Below are 23,351 nucleotides of genomic sequence, written 5' to 3' on the forward strand. Positions count from 1 at the left end.
TGTTGAGGTCGAAAGTCAGCCTCACGCAGTGCTGTCCAGCGCCTCGGGAACGGTCATTACTTCCCCCCGCTTCAGGTTGGCCTACCAGGAAGGTCAGGACAAGGGACGCTACGATGCGGAAACGACCGATGCTGAGAAGACCCTCCCGCAGGTGAGCGAAGGGGAAGTCGCGCTGCTTGAAGAAGCGCAGGCGCAGGGACACCAGACTCAGCCCCCGGGTCGCTACACCGAAGCGACCTTGGTGAAGACCATGGAAGAGCTTGGAATTGGTCGCCCCTCGACCTATGCGGCGACGATTCAAACCATTGGTGATCGCGGCTACGTCACCCACCGAGGTCAGTACTTGGTTCCGACGTGGCTGGCCTTCTCGGTCACGCGACTGATGGAAGAGAATCTATCGAACCTGGTCGACTATGACTTCACGGCATCGATGGAAAACGATCTGGACCAGATCGCTGCGGGAAGCGAAGATCGCCACGAGTTCTTGAGCACCTTCTACTTCGGTGCAGACGGTAAGGGTGATGCTGACGGCCTGAAGTTCCAGGTTGAATCCCTGGGAGACGATATTGATGCCCGTGCGGTGAACTCCATTGACATGGGAAATGGCGTCACCTTGCGAGTGGGTCGGTACGGACCCTACATGGAGAAGGCCGATGGGACGCGCGCAAATGTGCCGCCCGAGGTCGCGCCCGATGAGTTGACCGAAGAGAAGATCACGGAACTCTTCGCGCTTGCTGCAGATGATGGACGCGAGCTGGGAATCGATCCCGCAAGCGGACACATGCTGGTTGCAAAGAACGGCCGCTACGGTCCCTACGTGACGGAAATTCTGCCCGAAGAAACCGAGGAAGCGGAAGCTTCTGAAGACGGAAAGCCCGCGAAGAAGACGCGAAAGAAGGCTGCGGCAAAACCGCGCACGGCCTCGTTGTTCAAGTCGATGGATCTGGCAACCATCACGCTGGAGGATGCACTTGCGCTGCTTTCGCTTCCGCGTGAGGTCGGTGTTGATCCCTCTGACGGTGAAGTCATCACTGCGCAAAACGGTCGCTACGGCCCGTACCTAAAGAAGGGAAGCGATTCGCGCACCCTTCCCAGCGAGGACCAGCTTCTGACGATTACCTTGGACGAGGCGCTGGAGATATACTCTCAGCCCAAACAACGAGGCCGCGGGGCAGCAAAGCCCCCGCTGCGCGAGTTTGGCGAAGATCCGGTGTCGGGGAAGAAGGTCACCGTCAAGGACGGCCGCTTCGGTCCCTACATTACCGATGGTGAAACCAATGTGACCGTTCCTCGCGCTGAGACCGTCGAGGATCTGACCGCTGAACGCGCCTACGAACTTCTGGCCGATAAGCGTGCAAAGGGCCCAGCTCCCAAGCGCACCCGTAAGACGACTGCGAAGAAGACAACAACTCGACGCACGACGAAGAAGACTTCGGCTAAGAAGTAACGAGAAGGAATTTTCTTTCGCCCACCCGCTGCCAAAATGGACGCAAATGCGGGTGGGCACTGTCAAGATAGAGACATGAGATCAATGGGTAGTGGTGCACAGGCGGGGCGCGGACTCTTCATCACCTTTGAAGGTGGTGATGGGACCGGTAAAAGTACCCAAATTCAGCGGGTTCGCCAGTGGTTCGAAGAACGCGGACAACAGGTGGTTGTCACGCGAGAACCCGGTGGAACAGAGCTGGGGACGACTCTGCGTCAATTGGTTCAGAACGGACCCGAAGACGTTGATCCCCGCACTGAAGCACTGCTGTATGCCGCTGATCGTGCTTACCATGTCGCAACTCTGATCAGACCGGCCCTTGAACGCGGGGAAATTGTTCTGGTCGATCGCTACATTGACTCATCTTTGGCCTATCAGGGAGCTGCGCGCAGCTTGGGTGTGGATGAAATCCGCAGCCTGTCCATGTGGGCAACGGGAAGTTTGCTCCCCGACCTCACTTTGCTGATTGACGTTCCACCGGAAGTTGCCGCCAGACGTCGCGGTGGTGAACCGGATCGAATGGAACGCGAATCTATGGAGTTCCATGAGCGCGTTCGTCACCAGTACTTGGCGCTTGCGGATTCTGAAGCAGATCGCATTGTCGTCATTGATGGCGTAGGTACCGAAGATCAGGTCTTCAGTGAAATTCGCGGAGTTCTGGAAGAACGTGTTGATGCGGCATTCCAGGGATTGCCTGAAGAAGCTGCAGAAAATGCCAAGCCCGTTGAATCTCAGGCAACGCTCTGGGCTCTTCTGGAAGAGGATGGCATTCTTCTGTGAGCGTTTGGGATGAATTGGTCGGCCAGGAACACGCCCTGGCGGTATTGCAACAGGCGGCTCAAGGCGCCCGAGCAATCGTTGACCATGCCCAAGAGGCACATCCAGGTGCGGACACTTCCGGCTCCGTGCGCGCAGATGCTTCGTCGCTCACTCAGCCCACAGATGACCCATCTCGCTCGATGACCCATGCGTGGCTCATCACCGGGCCTCCCGGTTCGGGGCGTTCGGTTGCGGCAATCGCTTTTGCAGCGGCCCTCCAGTGCACCGGAGAGTTCCCCGGATGCGGACAGTGTCCAGGATGTCGGACCACAATGGCTCGGACAAACGGTGATGTCTCAATCCTCACCACGGAATCCACGCAAATTCGTATCGATGAGGTTCGCCAGATCGTCTTGCGCGCACAGACTGCACCCTCGCAGGGGCGTTGGCGGGTCATCGTCATCGAAGATGCTGACCGCATGATGGAACGCACAGCGAATGTTCTTCTTAAGGCAATTGAAGAACCGCCAGAGCGCACGGTCTGGCTGCTCTGTGCTCCCAGTGCAGAAGACATGATCACCACCATTCGTTCGCGGTGCCGGCATCTGGGACTGCGAATTCCAGATCCGCATGCCGTCGCGGACCTTCTTGTTCGTCGTGACGGTGTTGATCCTGCAGATGCGCTTTCTGCAGCCCGCGCAGCCCAATCGCATATCGGCTTGGCTCGGGCCCTTGCCAAAGACCCCAAGATGCGTCAGCGTCGCCGGCAGATCATCACTGCCCCGGCACAGGTGCGTTCTGTTGGTGAAGCGGTCTTTGCCGCAGAGGACCTCCTCTCCATTGCAAAAACTCAAGCAGAATCCCAATCTGAAGAACGCAATGCCCGCGAAAAGGCCGAACTGATGCGCCAATTGGGAATGGAAGAAGGTCAGAGTCCGGCCTCGCATCAGCGCGCACGTATCCGTGAACTCGAAGAAGACCAGAAGCGGCGCTCAAAGCGAGCCATCCAAGATTCTCTCGATCGAGCCCTCGTCGACCTCTTGGGAATCTATAGGGACGTTCTCCTGCGTCAATTGGGAACGGATCAAGAGCCAATCAATGATGACTGCCTAGATCTCATCGACCAGCTCTGCGCTCAATCCACCCCGCAGCAGACCATGAAGAGAGTCCAAGCGATTGAGGAAGCTCGAAAGCGCCTGACAACAAACATGTCAGTCCCTCTGATTTTGGAGTCGATGGCACTCTCACTTCGACCGCAGGTCTAGACATCGAATAGGGTAGAGGCATGAATTCACGCTCCCGCCTGATCGTCTCCGTGTTGATCGTCCTTGCGCTTGCCACAAACTTTGGCATCGCATACTACGCGAAGAATGCTATCGATCAGGCTGCCACCAGCGCCGCCGCAGGTACCTCGAACAGCCAAAACAAGGTGACGGTCGCGCATGCGGCAGACCCGCTTCCCGGCAAGCCGACGAAAGAGCAGTTCTACTCTCAGCCGCTCAATTGGCGACAGTGTGAGGCCTCGGAAATCACAAGCACCGGGGTATCTGCACCGCGCGATATTGACAAGTATCAGTGTGCGTCGCTGACTGCGCCTCTGGACTGGGAGAACCTCGACGGGAACCAAATCACCCTTGCCTTGGCGGTCCACCGCGGGGATCAGAGTGAAGGCAAGGCTCTTTTCTACAACCTTGGTGGTCCCGGTGGAGCATCGGTGTCCTCAATTACCTCGCAGGTCACTACCTCTTTGGGTACGGGGCTTGTCTCGGCTTTCGACATCGTTGCACTGGATCCGCGAGGCGTCGGAGCATCAACCCCTGTCCGTTGCCGAACTGATGAAGAGCGTGACGGCGATGCAGCTGGAACGCGAAACCCGATCGATCCGAATGCAAGTCCCGCAGAGATGATCAAGCTCGCAGAGGATACTTCTCGAGATCTCGCCAAGGGGTGCCAAGACCTCAGCGGTGACATCTTCAAGCACATCGACACCGTGAATGCGTCGAAGGATTTCGATATGGTTCGCGCGCTGCTTGGGCAAGAGAAGTTCAACTACCTGGGCTACTCCTACGGAACTTTCCTGGGCGCCACCTACGCCGAGCAATTCCCCGGAAATGTCGGTCACATGGTCCTCGACGGTGCACTTGATCCCTCGGTCAGCGGCGATGAGCTCTCCGCCATGCAGATGCGAGGCTTCGAGGCCTCCCTGCGTCACTGGGTGGAGGATTGCCAGGCAGCACGTAACTGCCCGCTCAAGGGCGATGCAGATGCCGGCATGAAGCAGATGAAGAACTTCTTCGATCGCCTGTACAACACCCCGCTTCAAACCTCAGATCCGAACCGCCCGCTCACTCACGACCTTGCCATGAGCGCTGTTGTCGGTCTGCTGTACTCGACGCAGACGTATTCAATCCTCACGCAGGGAATGCAGCAAGCGCTGAACTCAGAGGACGGCTCGACGCTGCTCTACGTTGCAGACTTGCTGAGCGAACGCAACAAAGACGGAAGCTACTCTTCGAATTCGATGGATGCGATCGTTGCTATTAACTCCCTAGACTTCGAGCCTGTTGGTGATGCAGCCCAATGGGAGAAGGATGCGACAGCACTTAAGCAAGAGCTGATGATCTTTGGTGATCTGGCTGGCTACACCTCCGCCGGACTTGAAGGCTGGCCGACCAAGCACGCGAAGCGCCACGCAATCAAGGCTGAGGGTGCAGCCCCGATCGTGGTCGTTGGTACGACGCATGATCCTGCAACCCCCTACGTGATGTCCCAGAATCTGGCGAAACAGCTGTCGTCGGGCGTGTTGGTGACTTGGGATGGTTGGAATCACACCGCGTACTCGAAGAACGGAAGCAAGTGTGTGGCGACAGCTGTCGAAGGTTACTTCCTGCGTAATGTTGTTCCCAGTGCCGATCTTCAGTGCGGGGCTGATTCTTAGAATCGCTGGTTTTTCAAAGACCGCGTCGAAATGACTGGGACCGGCTAGGTCTGAATAGGCTTGCCCTGCCGCCAATTTCCTCGCTGGCCTTGGCAGCTGGGCCTTAGCTCGCTAACGTTGAGCTATGGACTTCTTTGGTGATGACGAAACAGAAACCCCCGGTCAGAACACGGATAGTGTTGAAGCCGACGTGCTCATTGACACCACCATCGAGAATGCCTGGGCCTTGGTCTCTGAGCCCGGCTGGTGGATCAATGATGGACCGCTGGGCGACCATGATGTTGAGCATGGCGATGACGGGCTCTACCACGTTACCGACCCGGAAGCGGGAACATGGCTTGTCGAGAAACTCGACGAAGATCCCATGGATGTCGTGCGATTCCGCTGGTATCCCGTGGCCAGTGATGAGTTCCCCGAAGAAATGCTGACGACTATCGAGGTCTCACTCTCAGAAGAAAAAGGCAAGGTCGCACTTCACGTTGAAGAATCGGGAATTGCCGCCCTCAGTGATGATGAGGACGAGGCCTACCAGCTTTGGGAAGACGAAGCTGGCTTGTGGGACCAGGCCGTTGACAGCGCGAAGGATTACTTAGAGCGTCGGTGACGCTCGATATCCTCTGCTGTTAAGGGGCCCTGCGTGGTTCCGGGAGCTTCCTCACCATCGCTCGGATTCTTCCTCATCCACGCAACCTCAAGCCCGTCGCGATACCCAAAGCGAGCTAGGTGAATCCCGACGACAAACTCAAGGTGCTCCACGGCCTCGGGAGAAGTCTTGAGCTCAAGACGCAAGTGCTGGTCTGTACACGAGATTGCGCACTCACCGCCGGGCATCCCCTCGCGAGTGAAGATCAGCATTCCGCACGCTGAATCCTCATCCCACTGTGCGTCGATTTTTCGCCCCATGTGTGAGGCAAGCTGATGCCCATATCGACGTGCACGCTCGGTGGGAACATTGGCGACGGAAATCATCACTTCACTCATACAAACCATTTTCTCCCATCTATCACCTTGGGGCATGCTAGCGTGGAAAGCTCAACTGAGAGAACGGATCACAATGAGCACCAGCGAACACGATGAGCAGAGCTTCGGCGACGCCTCGGGCCGCGAGCTTCAGCGCAATCTAACGAACCGCCATATCCAGCTCATTGCTATTGGCGGGGCAATCGGTACCGGCCTCTTCATGGGCTCCGGAAAGACCATTGCAACGGCTGGTCCCTCGATCCTTCTGGTCTATCTGATCATTGGCAGCGCGCTCTTCCTGTTCATGCGTGCGATGGGCGAGATCCTCCTTTCGGATAAGAGATACGGTACTTTCGCCGATATCATTCGACACTTCCTTGGCCCAACTATGGGGTTCGTCATGGGATGGACCTACTGGCTGTGCTGGGTGGTCACAGGTATTGCTGACGTCGTTGCCATCACCGGTTACGTGCGCTTTTGGTTCCCGAACCTCCCTGCGTGGATTCCCGTTCTTGCTACGGCGATCCTTCTCTTCACTCTCAATGCGATGACCGTCAAGGCTTTCGGAGAGACCGAATTCTGGTTTGCGATGATTAAGATCGTCGCAATCATTGCGCTGATTGTGGTTGGTGTCGTCATGATCGCCATTGGCATGCACGACAGTAACGGTACAACCGCTGCGGTTTCAAACCTGTGGAGTCACGGAGGCCTATTCCCCACGGGACTGAGCGGATTCCTGGGTGGCTTCCAGATCGCAGTTTTTGCTTTCGTTGGGATTGAGCTCGTTGGAACGACCGTTGCCGAGACCTCGAACCCCACGCAAACTCTTCCCAAGGCGATCAACTCGATTCCCGTTCGCGTTGTTCTGTTCTACATCTGCTCTCTTGCGGTCATCATGATGGTGACGCCCTGGGATCAGATTGATAAGGCCCAGTCGCCTTTCGTCACGATGTTTTCGATGACGGGGCTGGGTGCGGCAGCTTCACTGGTGAACTTGGTGGTGCTGACTTCTGCGGCCTCGTCGGCCAACTCGGGGATCTACTCAACTTCGAGGATGCTCTTCTCCCTATCACTTCAGGGTGATGCGGCCCCCTTCTTTGGCCGTCTATCCAAGCATCACGTCCCCCAGAATGCGCTTTTCCTGTCGTGTGTGTTCTTGCTTTCCGCCGCTGTTCTTCTGGCTTTTGGCGATTCAATCCTGAGCGTTTTCACCGTGGTGACCTCAATGTCAGCCACACTCTTCATGGTCGTGTGGGTTTTGATTGTTATCGCCTACCTGTTCTACGTGCGGAAGTATCCGAACAAACACCGCAGCTCGACCTTCCCGCTTCCTGGCGGTGTTTTCTCCGCGTGGCTCTTCATTGCCTTCATTGCTGCAATGGTTGTCGTCCTTTCCCTGGAAACTGAGAGTCTGCAGGGACTGCTGATGTCGGCTGCGTGGATGCTTGGCATCACTGTGGTTGGTGTGATCCGCCGCCACCGTTCTCTGGGGCGCCGAGGCCGTACATCCCTCTCAGCTTGATGCGCTATGCTTGCTGGGTAAGACAGGGGAGCCCACCGTGGGCTGAGAGTGCGAATGCAGACCCTTACACCTGATCCGGATTATGCCGGCGTAGGAAGTCGCAATCTCCAGACTGCCTCCCCCGAGGCGGCCTAGCCCTCCACCATTAGCGGAGGATGAAAATGTCTACTTTTTCGACGCATCGTCGCGTCCGTTTGATCGCATCAACTGCGACATTTTTGGTTGCGGCAAGCTCTCTTGCAGCTTGCGCGGGAAACACTAAAGATGCTGCCGCAACGCAGGCTGGCACGGCCTCGGCACAGGGTGAACAAAGCGTCACTATTCTTGCCTACGATTCATTCGACTTCCCCCAGGACCTTCTGGACAAGTTCCATGAGAAGACCGGAATCACTGCGAAAATCCAGGCGATTGGTAACGGTGGGGAACTGGCCAACCAGCTGGTTCTTACCAAGGATGCGCCCCTGGGAGACGCAGTTTTCGGCCTAGATAATACGGTTTCAACCCGTATTGGCGGTCAGGGAATCATCGAAGATGCACATATCACCTCGCCCAACGCAGATGATAATTTCCAAGGCGAACCCGGTTTGGTTCCCATCGATCGCGGCGATGTCTGCGTCAACTACGACAAGAAGTGGTTCGCCGACCACCAGCTTGCTGTACCGACGAGCTTCGAAGACCTGACGAAGCCTGAGTACAAGAACATGCTTGTCGCCATGAACCCGGCTTCTTCCACTCCCGGAATGGCCTTCATGCTGGCAACGATTGCAAAGTTTGGTCCCGATGGCTATGCGAACTACTGGAAGTCGCTCAAGGACAACGGCGTGAAGATCACCGAGGGCTGGTCGCAGGCATTCAACGTTGACTACAGCGCCGGTGAAGGCAAGGGCAGCTACCCCATGATGGTGTCCTACGGTTCTTCTCCCGCCTATGCGGTCAATGACGCAGGAACTGAAAGCTCGACCGGTGTCATCGCCGATACCTGCTTCCGCCAGGTTGAATATGCCGGCGTCCTCAAGGGTGCGAAGAACCCCGAAGGAGCAAAGAAGTTCATCGAATTCCTGCTCTCTGACGAAGTCCAGAGCGCAATTTCGAAGGCAACCTACATGCACCCCTACAAGGGTCAGGCGCCCGAGGCCCTGCAAAAGTTTGGCCCTCTGGCCGATAAGCCCCTGCGTGTTGATCCCCAGGAAATTGAGAAGAACTCGACTGCGTGGCTCAAGACCTGGCAAGAAACGGTTCTTGGGTGACAGATTTTCGGCAGCGTGCGCTTAGGGTGGGCGCCGGGGCAGTGGCTCTCGGCGTCCCCCTGGCGTTTCTTACGCTGTTTTTTGCGTGGCCAGCAGCGACTCTCATCGCTAAGGGATTTAGTGCTGAGGGCGGTGGGATTGACCTCTCAGGTTTAGGTGAGCTTTTGGGGGCTTCTAGAACTTGGAAAGTCATTGGCCGAACCTTGTGGATGGCCCTTCTGGGCACGACCTTTTCGTTGATTTTGGGGATTCCGGGTGCCTATGCCCTGTATTGCTGTCGTTTCCCCGGACGTCGATTCCTCCGCGCTGTCATTTCGGTCCCCTTTGTTCTTCCCACAGTCGTTGTGGGTGTTGCTTTTCGCTCTCTCCTTGCGCCTCAGGGGTGGCTAGGTTTCTTGGGGCTCGATGGCACGATGACCGCAGTCGTCGCGGCGATGGTGTTTTTTAATTACTCGCTGGTCGTGCGCAATGTTGGAAGCTTTTGGGCGCAATTAGATGAGCGTCCCGCTCAGGTTGCCGCATGTCTGGGGGCTCCTCCACGCCGAGTTTTCTTGAGTGTCACCCTTCCTGCGCTCCTTCCCGCGATCGCCTCAGCAGCCTCGTTAGTCTTCTTGTATTGCGCGACTTCCTTCGGGATCGTGCTGATTTTGGGTGGCTCCAAACTGACAACCGTCGAGTCCGAGATCTACATGCTCACCACGCAGTTCTTGGATCTGCGCAGCGCCTCTGTGCTGTCTATCGTTCAGTTGGTCGTCATCGCCCTGTCCTTGATCATTGCCGAGGCCGCGCGCAGGCGTGGGAAGAACGCGGCAACTTTGGGTGCGCCTCGGGCAGAGAGGACCGTGAGCGCGGGGGATCTGTGGGCACTGATTTTCAGTGGTTTCGTTATTTGTGTGCTTGTTCTTCTGCCCCTGGCTGCACTGGTGTGGCGTTCCCTTCACCGACGAGGCCGTTTGACCTTTGAGCACTATGCGAAGTTGGCAGATTCTTCCTTCAGCCCCGCTCTTCGTGTCTCGCCCCTGCAGGCTTTGGGACATTCGCTTCTTGTCGCCCTTGTCGCAATGGTTATTGCTTTGAGTGTGGGCGTTTGCGTGGTTCTTCTTGTCACGCGTCATCCCCGTTCACGAGTGGGACGAAGTGCAATAGCTGTGGTGGAAAGCGTCTTCATGCTTCCTTTGGGTGTTTCTGCCGTGACGGTGGGTTTTGGATTCCTCATCACCATGAATCGTCCGCCTCTAGATCTGCGCAGTTCCTGGATCCTGGTGCCCTGTGCGCAGGCCGTCGTTGCTCTTCCTCTGGTTGTTCGCCTGATCGCTCCCTCTTTGCGAGCAATTAACCCTAGACTCCGCGAAGCTGCGGCAAGTTTGGGGGCCAGTGATTCTCGAGTTTTGGTAACAATCGATGGACCGGTCCTTGCACGTTCAGTGGGTATTGCTGCGGGTTTTGCGATTGCGACGTCATTGGGTGAATTTGGCGCGACCTCTTTCCTTGCCAAGGGGGATGCAGTCACTCTTCCCGTGGTCATCTACCGTTTGATTTCACGCCCTGATGCCCTAGATCAAGGTGTGGCGATGGCTTCTTGCGTTCTTCTTGCAGCGGTGTGCGCACTTCTGATTACCTGTATGGAATGGCTGCGTCCAGCGGAGATTGGAGACAAGCTATGACCGATTCGACGGCTTTAGAGTGCATCGATGTGAGCATTGATTACGGTTCTTTCCGCGCGGTAGATGGTGTCTCTTTTTCTCTCAAGTCCGGCCAAATCACTGCGCTTCTAGGCCCCAGTGGATGTGGAAAGTCGACTTTGTTGCGCGCAATCGCGGGTCTTGAACGCCCTCAAGAAGGCGATATCCAATGGGGTGGGCAGTCGATTCTTCGCACTCCTACGTATCGGCGTGGTTTTGGCTTGATGTTCCAGGACGGACAGCTCTTCCCGCATCGCAGTGTCGAAGGAAATGTCGCCTACGGCTTGCGTGGCCTTCCCGCTGCTGAGCGTTCTGCGCGCGTTGCAGAGGTTTTAGAGATTGTCGGTTTGGAAGGTTTTGGCCCACGGAGCATCGACTCCCTCTCAGGCGGTCAGGCGCAGCGAGTGGCGCTGGCCCGCGCTTTGGCTCCACGGCCTCGTCTCCTTCTGTTGGATGAACCGCTTTCGGCGCTGGATCGCTCGATGCGTGAAAGTTTGTCGATCGAATTGCGTGAAATCATCACGGGTGAAGGAATCACAAGCATCTACGTCACCCATGACCAGGATGAGGCTTTTACCGTTGCCGATCAGATTGGTGTGATGATCGCTGGGCATCTTCGTCGCCTTGATAGTCCCGAGGTCGTGTGGGAAGACCCGGGAGACATGGAAGTTGCGCGCTTTTTGGGAGTCGAGAAGGAAGAACTAGAGCTTGCTGGCAAAGAAAGTGAGCTCTGGGCAGTTGTGTGCGGAACTGTGCTGAGCCGCGGACGAGGATTCTCTGTGCTTCCCGTTCGGCTGGAATCATCTTCGAATGCCGAGCCAGAGTTGATGCGAGTTCCTTTCGGTCATCCGATCCCCTCTCTTGGTCAGAGAGTTCAGGTCCGGGCATCTCGGGGGACAATCCACTAGGCTTCACTCGTGACCAATCCCTTTCAACACGCGACAGAGTCCTATGGTGCTGTTCGCCCAAGCTACCCGTGTGAGGCGATCGATACGATTCTTGCGGGGAAAAAGGCCTCGGAAATCACCATTGCGGATGTGGGTGCGGGTACGGGAAAACTCACCGCGGAGCTTCTTGAGCGCGGGGCGAAGGTGATCGCAGTTGAGCCAGCTCAGGCGATGCGCGAACAACTGGTGAAGCTCCTGGGACACGATGAGAATGTGCAGGTCCTTGATGCCTGCGCTGAGGCAACTGGGCTGCCGGATGCGAGTGTTGACCGCGCCGTATTCGCACAATCGTGGCATTGGGTGGACCCGCAGGCAGCGGGGCAGGAAATGCACAGAATTGTGCGTCCCGGTGGGCAGTTGATGATTGTGTGGAATCAAATGGATGTGACAATCCCATGGGTCCACAGGCTCACGAGAATTATGCGTTCGGGTGATGTTCACCGTCCCGACCGTCCTCCGGCCGTGGGTGAGCACTGGTCGCAACCGGTATTGAATCGTTTCGATTGGAATGATTCCATGACGCCCGAAGCCATTATGGAGCTGGGGACAACGCGCTCGTCCTACTTGCGTTCCACCGCTGCGGGGCGCGAAAAAATGCAAGAGAATCTGCGCTGGTACCTCTATGAACACCTGGGTTTTGAGCCTCACTCCACTGTGAAACTGCCCTATTTCACGCTCGTCTGGGTTGCAGATCGGGCAGAATAAGACATATTCAGTGGAGGTGTTATGGATATTTCACTAATCGGTGTCGTCGGCGCGCTGGTGATGTACGGAGTATCCGTTTCGCCTTCTCTTCTTGCCCGATCGTGGCAGTGGCACGCGGTCGCCTCGGGCGTTCTCTCGGCTGTTGGTTACATCGTTGGACTGACGATCCAGCGTTTCTATGCCTTGGTTGTGCCCAGGCTCGGTGTTGAGATTACTGCTCCACAATCCGTATCGATTGCTTTTAGGGCTGTACTACTGCTGGGGTTCTTCTTGTGGTTCCTGCGCTGGTTGCTCCAGTCCTATCGCGAGCGCAAGCGTGCCAATTATCTGGTAGGAATGCGCGGCGAGACCTTGGGGGAATACCTGCTGGGAACTTTCTGCGCCTTCATTCTGATGCTGGCTTTGCTCGGTATTGCCTGGGGCCTGCAGTGGATCGGCCGAGCAATTGTTAGTGTTCTGAGCCAGTGGATGCATATGGTCTTCGCACTGGCTCTTTCCCTGCTCATTCTTGTTGTCATTGTGTACGCCTTGACCTCGCAGGTCCTGCTGAAGCTGGGTATTAACTTCTTCACCCGTCATGCGCGAAAGATGAATAACCGCACGGCGAAGGGGATCGTCCAACCCCAGGTGCCTGAGCGTTCTGGTTCGCCGCAGTCGCGCTCCTCCTGGCGTGCCGTGGGTGGGCAGGGTCGCGTTTTTCTTGGTCGAGGTCCTAGTTGCGCCGATATCGAGGCCGTCACGGGTTGTGCGGCTATGGAGCCCATTCGCGTGTATGCGGGGATGCCCGAAGAAGGGCAGAGCCTGCAAAGTACCGCTGACCTTGTTGTCGAAGAATTGCATCGGACGGGTGCTTTTGATCGCGCTGTCATCTTGATTGCCACTTCGACGGGATCAGGATGGGTTGATGAATGGCAGGTTCAACCCCTGGAGTACTTGACTCGTGGGAATTGCGCGACGGCCTCGATGCAGTACTCCTTCGTTCCCTCCTCGATTAACTTCCTGACGGATCTGGATGTTTCTGAAGAAGCAGCGGTCATTCTCTTTGAAACGATTCGTCGCGCAGTGGATGAGATTCCAGAAGACCGTAGGCCAGCACTTTTCGTCTGCGGAGAATCTTTAGGGGCCTACGCCTCGCAACATGTCTTCTCGGGAATTGTCGATGTTTTAAGTCGGACTGATGGTGCGCTCTGGGTGGGAACTCCTGCATTTACGCCGATGCACGCAGAACTGACTGCCATCCGTCACCGAGGCAGTCCCGAGGTTGCCCCCGTTGTTGCAAATGGCCGCCACGTACGTTTCGTTAATGTTCCAGAGAATCTGTGGGCAGATGTTTACGGTCGCGAACTCGGCGATTGGAACTATCCCAGGGTTGTCTATGCTCAGCACCCCTCGGATCCGGTGGTTTGGTGGAATTCGGAGTTAGTGTGGCACAAGCCCGACTGGATTTCAGAAAAGGTTGATGGGGATGTCAGTCCCCATATGCAATACACGCGAGGTGCGACCTACATTCAGGTCCTCGTCGATATGCCGGTTGCGGGTACGGCTCCGGGTGGTCATGGGCACACCTATCACGAAGAACTCATTCCGCTGTGGGAAGCGATTTTAGGGCTTCGCGAGGATGAGAAAAACGCGGGATCACACTTTGGCTTGGATTCGCAGTGGATTCAGGATGATACCCACGAAAAGATCGGCCGGGCTATCCGCGACAATCTCTCACGTTCGGAACGTCAGTAGAAAAACTTAAGCTTTCCGGCCGTTATTGGCTGCCGCATGTTGTGTCGATATGTGGCAAAGTCTGCAGGATCAGATCAGGTTTCGCTTCTGCATGATCTTCAGGGCCACCCAACCGAAGGGAGCGCGGCCGTAGAAGGTCACCAGACGGTAGATGATCGCGGTCGGAAGAGCCGTGGACACGGCGATTCCGGCAACTTGAAGACCACCGGTGAGCGCGGCCTCGACCGGGCCGATGCCACCGGGGGAGGGAACGACAGAACCCAGCGAGTTTGAGGCCAAGTAGGTGATGGAGAGCGTCACCAAGTTCAACGACCCGCCCATTGCGGTCAAGGAAGCCCAGAAGGCTCCAACGAAACCGATATTCATGAGCAGGTTGCCACCGAGCACTGCGAGAAGGCGCTGAGGCTGACCGGCAACCCACAGAAGACGCGGATACACCTGCTTCCATGTCGGTTCGATCTTCGACCAGATAAACTTTCGGATCTTCGGAATCGAAATGCACACGATGACAATCACCGCCACGACTGCAGTTCCGGCAATAATCGCGCCGTAGGGGAGCGAAACCGAAAGCGACGAACCCGAGAAGAACAGCACGATGACCAACAATGAAACGGTCACGAGGAACTGGGAAATCTGCTGCAGAGTAACGGTGGTGACGGCAGCTGCCGTCGACATCTTCTGCTTTGTCAGGAAACGCAGGTTGAGCGCCGCCGGACCGATTCCAGCGGGAGCAACCAGGGTGATAATCGAGGCTGCGATCTGAGCCAAGATGGCATCGCCGAATTTGACCTTCTCTTGGCTGAAAGCGACCAGGGGGACGGCTCCTCCAACCCAGGTTGTTGCTGCGAAAGCGAAAGCCACAGCGATCCAAATGGGGCTTGCCTGCTTTACTGCAGCGACGATATCGGAGAAGTTGAGCGAACCCATCAACACGACAACTGCAACTGCCAGAACGCCGAAGGTAATCATTGTCCTGGGTGCGAAGCGCTGAAGGTTCGCGGGCTGAACGGATTCTTGCGGGGTGTCGGCGACGATCGCCTCGCGAAGGCGATCCAGAAGATCGCTGCGTCGAAGAGTGGAGGAAACCTCGGAAGGAAGGACCGGCTTTTGAAGGACCGGCGCGCAGGCGACCAATTCCGCCTCGCTGAGGTTTCGCCGTGCCGAGGCCAGAGCTCGTTCGGGCCCAGCATAGATGGCAAGTAGGGTGAGGAGCTGAGCGATATCGATGCGTTGGTTGAGCTCAGTAGTTGCAACCTCGCCTTCATCCCAGTGGATCAGCCAAACCTCTGAGGACTGGTCGAGTACGACGGACGAAGGGGCGATGTGGCGATGGCTGATTGCGTGAGAGTGCGCCAAAAGGAGTTGCTTCCACGCCTGATCAAGAATGTCATCGCTCAGTGCGTCGGTGTCGGCCAGATCCTTGAGGGAGGCTGTCGGGGGAAGGGCTCGCATCGCTGTCATGATTGAGTCGCCGGCTTGAGCAATACCCATGGGTTCAGGCAAGTGAACACCGGAACGTTTAGCTGAAATAGCGGTCAGCATGGAACGCTCTGCAGCTGCTTTCACCGAGGGGGAAACCCAGCGAGAAATCCCGCGAAGGCGAACGTTGTTCCATACTTCCAGGAGTGTGCCGGCCATACCGCGGCCCGGATCCAAAATAGTGATTTCGTATGGAACGCCGTAGGTATCCCAGACCTGGTAGTGGCGGTTTCCGTCGACCGGTGGGCGGCGGGCAATCGTGTATTCCGCTGAATCAGCTTCAGTGGTCTCCATGCGGAAGTGACCGTGTGGTGTTTCCGAAACAGTCCATGTATCCAGCGTGACTCCGGCGGGAAGAAGGTCTGTGCGGATGACGCGTGAGGGAATAATCCGGATCGAGAGCAGCGCCTTCACAATCTGGCCGCCCGAGGCACTGCGGTCTTGGAAGCCTAAGAAGAAACGCGATGAGACGCCAAAAGTGCGACCAAGAAGAACGGAAATTAACGCGGATGGAAGAGTGAGTTGGCCGCGAAGTACCCAGATGACAATGATGATGCCCAGAGCCCAGTAGGACCAGCGGACTGAACGAAGCGCTTCGGATTCGCCCGCGGCTGTGAAGAGGGCAATGAGAGCGATTGCGACCAGGTTGATCGCGATGTGCGAGGCCGTCTGTCCGTTTTCCACGTTCGTCACCCTGAGCGGGCCGGTGATAGTTTCAGGAAGTTGGCGAAGTCCCAGCAAGATCACATACGAGGTCACGCCAGCGATCATGGAGGTGGCGAGAGCTTCGATGGCGGTGGAGACCTGTCGGCGGAAAAGCAGCATCCCGATGACGGCGATGGGGGTGACCAAGATGGTCAGGCCTTCCAAGAGTGACAGAGGCATTAGGAGAAGATCGCGGATCACCGTGACGCGTAGAACGTCTTGCGCGACGCCTTCTGTGGTTGAAGAGGCGACGAATCCCAGGCCCCACACAAGCACAATCCCCACAAGGCACATGATGGCCTCGTAGAGATCAGCACGGCGCCGGCGCCTGGAAAGCAGGCGATCGGCGAAGAAAACGGGTTCGGGAAGCCGAGAGCGTGAGGAAGTGGGTGCAGTCGATTCGGGCGCATCCTCAAACTCGGTTTCAGTGGGGTCCACCGGTGGTTCCCCAGAGGTTGTGGGGGCCTCGGTTATGTCAGACGTGACCAGTTCCTCGGAATTCTCCATGGATGACATCCTATCTGTTGTGTAAAGACCGGTAGGGTTGACTCAAGTAACATGCCGTGCACTTTGTCATTCGTTGAACCCAATTGAAGGAATTCTGCATGCTGAACGCCATCCTGGTGAACGCCTCAGGGCTTGACACCTTCATCAACTGGTTTAAAGACCCCGAAAGCCTGCTGGTCGCAATGGGACCGTGGGTCCTGTGGGGGACGATGCTCATCGTCCTCATTGAGTCGGGTGTCCTTTTCCCGGTTCTTCCCGGAGAATCTTTGCTCTTCACAGCAGGTTTGCTGCACGATCGACTGGGCTTGCACCTTCCAACCCTGATCATCATGGTTGTTGTCGCAGCCTTCATTGGCGCTCAAATTGGTTACTTCCTGGGTGCAAAGTGGGGACGCAGGTTCTTCAAGCCCGATGCTCGAATCTTGAAGACCGAGCACTTGGAGAAGGCCGAACGATACTTCCGTGACTACGGCGGGCGTTCGCTGGTGATTGGTCGTTTCATCCCCTTCGTGCGAACCTTCATTCCTCTGGCCGCGGGAATCGCGCGCTACCCCTATAGCAAATTCTTGGTGTTCAACACCTTGGGTGCGCTGCTGTGGGGCGCCGGCTTCATTCTGGTTGGTTCGCTGCTGGGCAATGTTCCCTTCGTCCACGACAACCTCACGCTGATCTTGGGCGTCATTATTCTGGTTTCGGTCCTGCCTGTGATCCTAGAAATCATTGGGCAGAAGCGTAATGGTGGTGCTCACACCAAGGACGCGACCGAGAATGTCGTATCCGCGCAGGAGGATCGTTCCGAGTGAGCACCTTGCGAATCGCGTTTCTTGGCCCATTTGGAACCTTCACTGAGCAGGCCCTACGCCAAGTTGCTCCCGAAGAGGCAGAACTCATTCCGCTAACCTCTCCGCCTTTGGCGATGAAGGCCGTGCGTGAGGGGAGGGCTGACTGGGCAGTCGTACCCATTGAGAACTCCATCGAAGGTGGCGTCAATGCAACGCTCGATGCGCTGGCAGACTACCCTCAGCTGGTGATCCGTGCGGAAATGCTGGTGCCGATTACCTTCCACCTGGCTGTTCGCCCCGGGATGCGCGCGGAAGACGTTCGCAAGATTGGAACCCACCCGCACGCGTGGGCGCAGTGTCGAAACTGGGCTGAGGAAACCTTCCCCGGTGTTGTTCATGTTCCCACGACCTCGACTGCTGCAGCGGCTGAGACCTTGGGTGCGGGAGAAGGCGCCTTTGACGCGGTTCTGTGTAATGCGACTTCGGTGGACCGTTACGGTTTGGAATCGCTGTTCACGGATGTTGCGGATAATCCGGGTGCGATCACGCGCTTTGTGTGCGTGAGAAGGCCGATTGAAGGTGCTCTGACAGCTCCGACCGGACATGACAAGACGACGATTCAAGTTGCGCTGCCTGTGAACCAAGCGGGATCGCTGATGCGTTTGCTTGAGCAGTTCTCGGTGCATGACGTTGACCTGTCGCGAATCGAATCGCGTCCCAGTGGCGATGGTTTGGGTGCCTATACCTTCTCGATCGACATGGTTGGACACATAGCTCAGGAACATATTCAGGCGGCACTGCGCGGGCTGTATCGTGTGTCTCCGGATGTGCGATTCATGGGTTCGTACCCCAGCTCGACTGTCAATAGCGCGGATGTCCCCCAAGATGACGAGGACTACCGTCGCGCGCGAACTTGGGTGCACGAGCTCCTTGCGGGTGTCGAGCAGGACTAAACTGCTGATTTTTTTACGAGGTCGGTTGGCGCTTGAGGGCGTCAGCCGGCCTCACAGTTTGGTTAAGTAAGGTGCCGCCTTAGTTAAGCAAGGTACGCAATGCGCCTGCTTTGCGCATCAGGCGGGCCAGGCCTCGGCAGGTAAAACAAAAGGACCCAGCTTTCGCTGGGTCCTTACTACGTGCGCGAGGGGGGAGTTGAACCCCCACCCTATCACTAGGACACGGACCTGAACCGTGCGCGTCTGCCTATTCCGCCACTCGCGCGTACGTGGAAACTTTAGGGAATGAGGACGCAGAAGTCAAACCGAAGTATGAAAGGCGGCGCGCATCACTTCGAGACATGTGGAGATGCGTCTGCCATGCTGCGCGCCGCCTGTGTATGGCTTACTTCCCTTCGTCTTTTACTTCGCGAGGAAGCGCTGAACGAAACTTTCGGGTACATACAGGTACTTTTCTACAAGTCCCATAAAGGTCTCAAAGTCGATCTTTGGATTGCTGAAAAGCTCGTGAAGTTCGGGATTGTCACCCTGGGTAATCGGGCCGAATTCTCCAGTGGGTAGGCAGTAGAAGATATCGCGACTGATCGCGAAACCGTTGTTATTGCCGAATTCTTCCATGACCGCGAAGCGCATGTAGTCGGCCATCTGGAGTATCTGTCGTGAAATGTCTTCCGGATCGATGGGTGCATAGAGCAGGACGGATCGTTGCGGAATAGCGAAGAACAATCCATGGGGAGCGTCAATGTGGAGATTGCTTACCAAGGCGCCGATGTTTGCCGCCTTGCCGGCAATAAATGGTGATTCTCCCAGAAGCTCGGTGAATGGACCCACCTCTTGCTTGGTGTCGATTGGCTCATTATCGGTGTTGATCTGACCGTAGTAGAAGAGCTCGTCGACGGAAAGCGGGTATTGAGCAAGACTTTGATCCGTCACCAATGACACACTGTTTGGGAAATCTAGATAGAGTGCATGGTGTCGACGGTCAGAATGTAGCCGTTTGTTTGGGGGTCGACTTCGGGAGTCGCATTGATGCCAGCGTCTTCCAGGCGCTTCAAAAGGTAAGGGAATGTGCGTTGAATCAGTTCATTGCGGTCCATGGTCTGAGTTTATCGTTTTTCATATTTGAAAGAGCTGGATTGAGGGTAAATTTGTCTGATAAATATGCTGCGTTTTGCAGCTCGACCTGTCAGACTTATCAGTGCGTGTCCCCACGACGGCGACATCACCACAGAAGGATGATCACAATGACAATCCCATTCATTATCGGAGCCTATGCCTCGCATCCCGCCCCGGAACTGCAAGAGGACTACTACAAACTCCTCGCACAGCAGCCGTGGATTAACGGCCTCGAAATGCCCTATCCCGGACAGATAGCCACCGACAATGAACTTCTTGCCGGTCTACTCTCCGCGAACTGGGATTTCAATACCGTCACCGCCATCCCCGGCACCATGCAAAACGTTGGGAAGGACGCGAACTTCGGCTTGGCCTCGCCAGATCGGGAGGGTCGCGAGGCCGCGCTGGCTTTCACCCGCCAGCTGCGCGAGGGCGTGGGCAAGTTGTGCGAGCATGCTGACCGCAATGTGGTGACGCGCATCGAGGTGCACTCGGCCCCCACGCGAACCGCGCAAGGGGATGCATTCCGGCGCTCGCTGGAAGTTCTGCGCGAATGGGACTGGTACGGAGCTCGGCTGGTCATTGAGCACTGTGATCGCTTCATTCCAGAGCAAAAGCCAGAAAAAGGATTCCTCTCGATCGAAGAAGAAATTCAGATCGCTGCGGAATTCGAGGTCGGTGTCCTGATTAACTGGGGACGCTCCGTTCTGGAAGAACGCAGTGCCGATGCTGCCTACGATCACATCGTTGCAGCCGGAAAACGTGGGGTTCTGGATGGTGTTGTCTTCTCAGGTGCAGGTCCCGAGGAAACTCAGTACGGCTATTCGTGGGTTGATGGGCACCTGCCCGGCCAGAGCGATGAACCAGCATCGCTGATGAGTGACGCAGAAATTAAGCGCTGCGCGCAGGCTGCGATCGAAGGTGGATGCAATTATCTGGGCGCGAAGATGTGCGTTCCCAAGGACGCAACCTTGGAGGAACGCCTTGCGATGCTGACCCACGTCTACAAGGCGTGCGATCTTAAGTAAGTGTGCGTGCCTGAGTAATCGTTGAAGTTATGTCGTGGGGGCGGAGCTGGGGAGCGGCTCCACCCCCACTCTTTGTTAAACATGTATAAAGATCACATGCATGAAAAATGGGAGCGGACATTGGAGTGGCCGCTCATGGTTGTTGCCGTCGTTTTCTTGGTTGCCTACTCTGCGCAAATTGTGACGGATGCAAGTGGGGTCGACTACGAGCATTACGAACTTGTCTTGAATATTTGTTGGGCCGTATTTGGCGTCGACTATCTTGTCAGGCTCATCACCGCTCCTGAAAAATGGCGGTGGTTTAAAGCGAATCTGGTTGATTTCTTCTCTGTCCCCCTGCCTTTCCTTCGGCCGCTACGCCTTGTGCGTTTGGTAGCACTACTGCGTATCTTTCAGCGTTCTGCAGATGCGAAACTGCGAAACAAAATTTCTCTCTATACGGGAGCGATATCTGTGCTGCTCATTTGGGTTGGGGCGCTCACTGTCCTCGAGGCCGAGCGCCATGCCGAAGGAGCGACAGTGACAGACCTGGGACGAGCACTGTGGTGGTCCCTAGTTACTGTGACGACGGTTGGATACGGAGATATCGCACCTGTAACAGTTACAGGACGTGTGGTTGCGGCGATCTACATGCTTTTTGGGATTGCGCTCATTGGAATCGTGACCGGCATTTTCTCCTCTTGGTTCCTTGAAAGGATTAAGCAAGAAGAGGGAATGAAGAATGAAGAGCCAGCGGTTACCAGTGCCGCTGCAGTGCAACAGCTAGCGGCTCATCCTCAATTAGAAAAGCAGATCGCAGAGCTGACCCAAGAAGTTCGATTGCTCCGCGCGGAAATTGCTGCAGCACAGGCGAAATCCCATATTCGACCTACTCCACAGTGACGGACTTAGCCAGGTTTCGCGGCTGATCAACATCCAGCCCCTTTACCGCCGCAAGCTCACACGCAAAAATCTGCAGCGGAACAATTGTCAGCAGTGGCGCATACAGCGTCGGCACCGGTGGAACGCGGAAGACAACTTCAGCGAACTGATCAACCGATGCGTCGCCTTCCTCTGCGATGACAATGGTTCGGGCTCCGCGCGCGCGGACCTCTTGGATGTTCGCCAAGACCTTCGCGTGCAGTTCGGGGCGGCGCGGGGTTGGCACAATGACCACAACCGGCTGGCCCTCATCCACCAGAGCGATCGGCCCGTGCTTGAGTTCGCCGGCCGCAAAACCCTCTGCGTGGATGTAACAGATTTCCTTGAGCTTGAGCGCACCCTCAAGTGCGACGGGGTAACCCACGTGACGACCCAAGTAGATCACCGAGGTCGCATCCTTCATCGTGCGGGCGAATTGGCGAACGGTCTCCCCACTATCCAAAACCTTCTGGATCGCCTCGGGTACGCGGGCGAGCTTCTCCATGTAGTCGGCGATCTCATCGGCGTACTTGTTTCCGCGAACCTGCGCCAAATACAGACCAAGGATGAAGCAGGCAGTGACCTGTGATGTGAAGGCCTTTGTTGAGGCAACTGCGATTTCACGCCCCGCATGGGTCAAAATTACGGCATCCGATTCGCGCGAGATGGTCGAACCGGGAGTATTGACAATTGCGACGACCTTTGCGCCCTGTTCGCGCGCGTGGCGAATCGCTTGGATGGTATCCATCGTTTCGCCAGACTGAGAGATCGCGACAACTAAAGTCTTTTCGCCAATGACCGGATCGCGGTAGCGGAATTCGCTGGAAAGCTCGACTTCGACGGGGATTCGGCACCAGTGTTCGATCGCGTAGCGGGCGACCTGTCCCGCATAAGAAGCAGTCCCGCAACCAATCATGATGATCTTGTCGATTCCGCGAAGCACGTGTTCTGGGATTCGGACTTCATCCAATGCCAGGTGCTCGTGGGAATCCAGGCGATCAGCCAAAGTATCCGCAACGCCTCGAGGTTGCTCGTGGATTTCCTTCTCCATGAAGGTCGGCCACCCACCCTTGGTCGCGCGATCCGCCGAAAAATCGACTTCATAGTCCTTAAGGGGAAGCGGGTGTCCATCTGCACCGATGACCGTTACAGCGGAAGCGCTCACGACAACCAGCTGGTCTTGCCCAATTTCTACCGCGCGATTTGTGTGCTCGATAAATGCCAGCACATCCGAGCTGAGGAAGTTCTCTCCCTCGCCCAAACCAATAACCAGCGGCGATGATCTGCGCGCGGCAACGATGACATTGGGAGATTCAGTAGATAGTGCGAGCAGTGTGAAGGTTCCTTCAAGCTTCGCGGTCACTTCGCGCATGGCGACGACAAGTCGGCGCGCGACGGCCTCGTCAGTGCCGCTGAGCTGCGCAACTTCACCCGTGTACGAGGCCGGATCCGCCTGGTCGTAGGCGTGTGCAAGCAGGTGCACGACCACTTCCGTATCGGTTTCCGAGGTGAAAATCGCGCCTTGCGCGCGCAACTGGGCGCGCAGGTTATCAGCATTTTCGATAATCCCGTTGTGGACCAATGCAAAACGTCCATCGGGACTCACATGTGGGTGTGCATTCGCAACGGTTGGGCGACCGTGGGTTGCCCAACGTGTGTGTCCGATCCCAGCGAAAGCGTCGGCGGGCGCATCCTGGTCAACGGCCTCGCGCAGGTTAACCAGCTTTCCGACGGCCTTGATGACATTCAACTTCCCCGGGCTTGCCAAGGCAATTCCCGCGGAGTCGTATCCGCGATATTCCAGGCGTGAAAGCCCGTCAAGAACGACCTGACGGCTCCGCTGAGAGGCTTGGCATGCAACGTGTCCAACAATTCCGCACATGTTTTCATTGCAACACAGG

The 23,351-nt window shown here is 56.5% G+C and carries 20 protein-coding genes, 1 tRNA gene and 1 riboswitch; of the genes, 15 read left to right on the top strand and 6 right to left on the bottom strand.

What is annotated here, in order from left to right:
- From HGAS_RS05250 to HGAS_RS05270, 5 genes are all read left to right on the top strand, one after another.
- The coding region (locus HGAS_RS05250) for a topoisomerase C-terminal repeat-containing protein (protein ID WP_019126802.1) at positions 1 to 1,447 on the top strand (1,447 nt) is incomplete at its 5' end.
- 84 nt (positions 1,448 to 1,531) lie between these two features.
- On the top strand, positions 1,532 to 2,266 hold the full coding sequence (gene tmk / locus HGAS_RS05255) for a dTMP kinase (protein WP_019126803.1): 735 nt from the start codon (positions 1,532 to 1,534) through the stop codon (positions 2,264 to 2,266).
- Positions 2,263 to 3,510: a DNA polymerase III subunit delta' gene (locus tag HGAS_RS05260; protein WP_009408402.1), complete on the top strand. Its 1,248-nt coding sequence runs from the start codon at positions 2,263 to 2,265 to the stop codon at positions 3,508 to 3,510. The genes tmk and HGAS_RS05260 overlap by 4 nt, the downstream gene beginning before the upstream one ends.
- Before the next feature lie 20 nt (positions 3,511 to 3,530).
- Positions 3,531 to 5,183: an alpha/beta hydrolase gene (locus tag HGAS_RS05265; RefSeq protein WP_019126804.1), complete on the top strand. Its 1,653-nt coding sequence runs from the start codon at positions 3,531 to 3,533 to the stop codon at positions 5,181 to 5,183.
- A 124-nt stretch (positions 5,184 to 5,307) separates the two neighbouring features.
- Positions 5,308 to 5,787 carry a hypothetical protein gene (locus tag HGAS_RS05270; protein ID WP_019126805.1) on the top strand — a complete coding sequence of 160 codons (480 nt, stop codon included), beginning with the start codon at positions 5,308 to 5,310 and terminating at the stop codon, positions 5,785 to 5,787.
- Here the strand turns inward: HGAS_RS05270 and HGAS_RS05275 are convergent.
- Positions 5,769 to 6,164: a DUF2218 domain-containing protein gene (locus HGAS_RS05275; RefSeq protein ID WP_026066663.1), complete on the bottom strand. Its 396-nt coding sequence runs from the start codon at positions 6,162 to 6,164 to the stop codon at positions 5,769 to 5,771. The genes HGAS_RS05270 and HGAS_RS05275 overlap by 19 nt on opposite strands.
- A gap of 73 nt (positions 6,165 to 6,237) precedes the next feature.
- On the opposite strand from HGAS_RS05275, the gene HGAS_RS05280 reads away from it, so the two are divergent.
- From HGAS_RS05280 to HGAS_RS05305, 6 genes are all read left to right on the top strand, one after another.
- Complete coding sequence (locus HGAS_RS05280) at positions 6,238 to 7,665, top strand: amino acid permease (RefSeq protein ID WP_019126807.1); 1,428 nt, start codon at positions 6,238 to 6,240, stop codon at positions 7,663 to 7,665.
- A 14-nt stretch (positions 7,666 to 7,679) separates the two neighbouring features.
- Positions 7,680 to 7,779: riboswitch (TPP riboswitch) on the top strand.
- Positions 7,780 to 7,826: 47 nt separating this feature from the next.
- Positions 7,827 to 8,912, top strand: coding sequence for a thiamine ABC transporter substrate-binding protein (locus HGAS_RS05285; RefSeq protein ID WP_019126808.1), 1,086 nt, complete (start codon positions 7,827 to 7,829; stop codon positions 8,910 to 8,912).
- A complete protein-coding gene (locus HGAS_RS05290; protein WP_034234004.1) occupies positions 8,909 to 10,576 on the top strand; it encodes an ABC transporter permease in 1,668 nt (555 codons plus the stop codon). The genes HGAS_RS05285 and HGAS_RS05290 overlap by 4 nt, the downstream gene beginning before the upstream one ends.
- Positions 10,573 to 11,502, top strand: a complete 930-nt coding sequence (locus tag HGAS_RS05295) for an ABC transporter ATP-binding protein (RefSeq protein WP_019126810.1) — start codon at positions 10,573 to 10,575, stop codon at positions 11,500 to 11,502. The genes HGAS_RS05290 and HGAS_RS05295 overlap by 4 nt, the downstream gene beginning before the upstream one ends.
- A gap of 9 nt (positions 11,503 to 11,511) precedes the next feature.
- Positions 11,512 to 12,246, top strand: coding sequence for a class I SAM-dependent methyltransferase (locus HGAS_RS05300; protein ID WP_019126811.1), 735 nt, complete (start codon positions 11,512 to 11,514; stop codon positions 12,244 to 12,246).
- Positions 12,247 to 12,267: 21 nt separating this feature from the next.
- The gene (locus tag HGAS_RS05305) at positions 12,268 to 13,980 is read left to right on the top strand and encodes an alpha/beta hydrolase (RefSeq protein WP_019126812.1); all 1,713 of its coding nucleotides are present in this window, start codon (positions 12,268 to 12,270) and stop codon (positions 13,978 to 13,980) included.
- A gap of 69 nt (positions 13,981 to 14,049) precedes the next feature.
- Here HGAS_RS05305 and HGAS_RS05310 read toward each other — a convergent pair whose 3' ends face one another.
- On the bottom strand, positions 14,050 to 16,671 hold the full coding sequence (locus HGAS_RS05310) for a lysylphosphatidylglycerol synthase transmembrane domain-containing protein (RefSeq protein ID WP_019126813.1): 2,622 nt from the start codon (positions 16,669 to 16,671) through the stop codon (positions 14,050 to 14,052).
- Positions 16,672 to 16,769: 98 nt separating this feature from the next.
- Between HGAS_RS05310 and HGAS_RS05315 the strand changes: the two genes are divergently transcribed.
- Together HGAS_RS05315 and pheA are read left to right on the top strand one after the other, a co-directional pair.
- The gene (locus HGAS_RS05315) at positions 16,770 to 17,474 is read left to right on the top strand and encodes a DedA family protein (protein ID WP_019126814.1); all 705 of its coding nucleotides are present in this window, start codon (positions 16,770 to 16,772) and stop codon (positions 17,472 to 17,474) included.
- Positions 17,471 to 18,406, top strand: a complete 936-nt coding sequence (gene pheA, locus HGAS_RS05320) for a prephenate dehydratase (RefSeq protein WP_019126815.1) — start codon at positions 17,471 to 17,473, stop codon at positions 18,404 to 18,406. Before HGAS_RS05315 ends, pheA begins: the two co-directional genes overlap by 4 nt.
- A gap of 181 nt (positions 18,407 to 18,587) precedes the next feature.
- Here the strand turns inward: pheA and HGAS_RS05325 are convergent.
- The 3 genes from HGAS_RS05325 to HGAS_RS08815 form a co-directional block, all read right to left on the bottom strand.
- Positions 18,588 to 18,671, bottom strand: a tRNA-Leu gene (locus HGAS_RS05325).
- 137 nt (positions 18,672 to 18,808) lie between these two features.
- Positions 18,809 to 19,339, bottom strand: coding sequence for a hypothetical protein (locus HGAS_RS05330; protein WP_019126816.1), 531 nt, complete (start codon positions 19,337 to 19,339; stop codon positions 18,809 to 18,811).
- Between the two features lie 23 nt (positions 19,340 to 19,362).
- On the bottom strand, positions 19,363 to 19,503 hold the full coding sequence (locus tag HGAS_RS08815) for a hypothetical protein (RefSeq protein WP_019126817.1): 141 nt from the start codon (positions 19,501 to 19,503) through the stop codon (positions 19,363 to 19,365).
- A gap of 147 nt (positions 19,504 to 19,650) precedes the next feature.
- Here HGAS_RS08815 and HGAS_RS05340 point away from each other — a divergent pair, with 147 nt between their 5' ends.
- Positions 19,651 to 20,550, top strand: a complete 900-nt coding sequence (locus HGAS_RS05340; RefSeq protein ID WP_019126818.1) for a DUF4862 family protein — start codon at positions 19,651 to 19,653, stop codon at positions 20,548 to 20,550.
- 96 nt (positions 20,551 to 20,646) lie between these two features.
- Positions 20,647 to 21,432 carry an ion channel gene (locus tag HGAS_RS08495; RefSeq protein ID WP_233993720.1) on the top strand — a complete coding sequence of 262 codons (786 nt, stop codon included), beginning with the start codon at positions 20,647 to 20,649 and terminating at the stop codon, positions 21,430 to 21,432.
- On the opposite strand, the gene glmS is transcribed toward HGAS_RS08495, so the two are convergent.
- Entirely contained in the window at positions 21,419 to 23,332 is a 1,914-nt protein-coding gene (glmS, locus tag HGAS_RS05350) for a glutamine--fructose-6-phosphate transaminase (isomerizing) (RefSeq protein ID WP_019126820.1), read from the bottom strand. The genes HGAS_RS08495 and glmS overlap by 14 nt on opposite strands.
- Positions 23,333 to 23,351 lie beyond the last annotated feature (19 nt).

Origin of the sequence: Actinomyces sp. ph3 (assembly GCF_000308055.1) — a bacterium.
In the GTDB taxonomy this organism is placed as follows: Bacteria; Actinomycetota; Actinomycetes; order Actinomycetales; family Actinomycetaceae; genus Pauljensenia.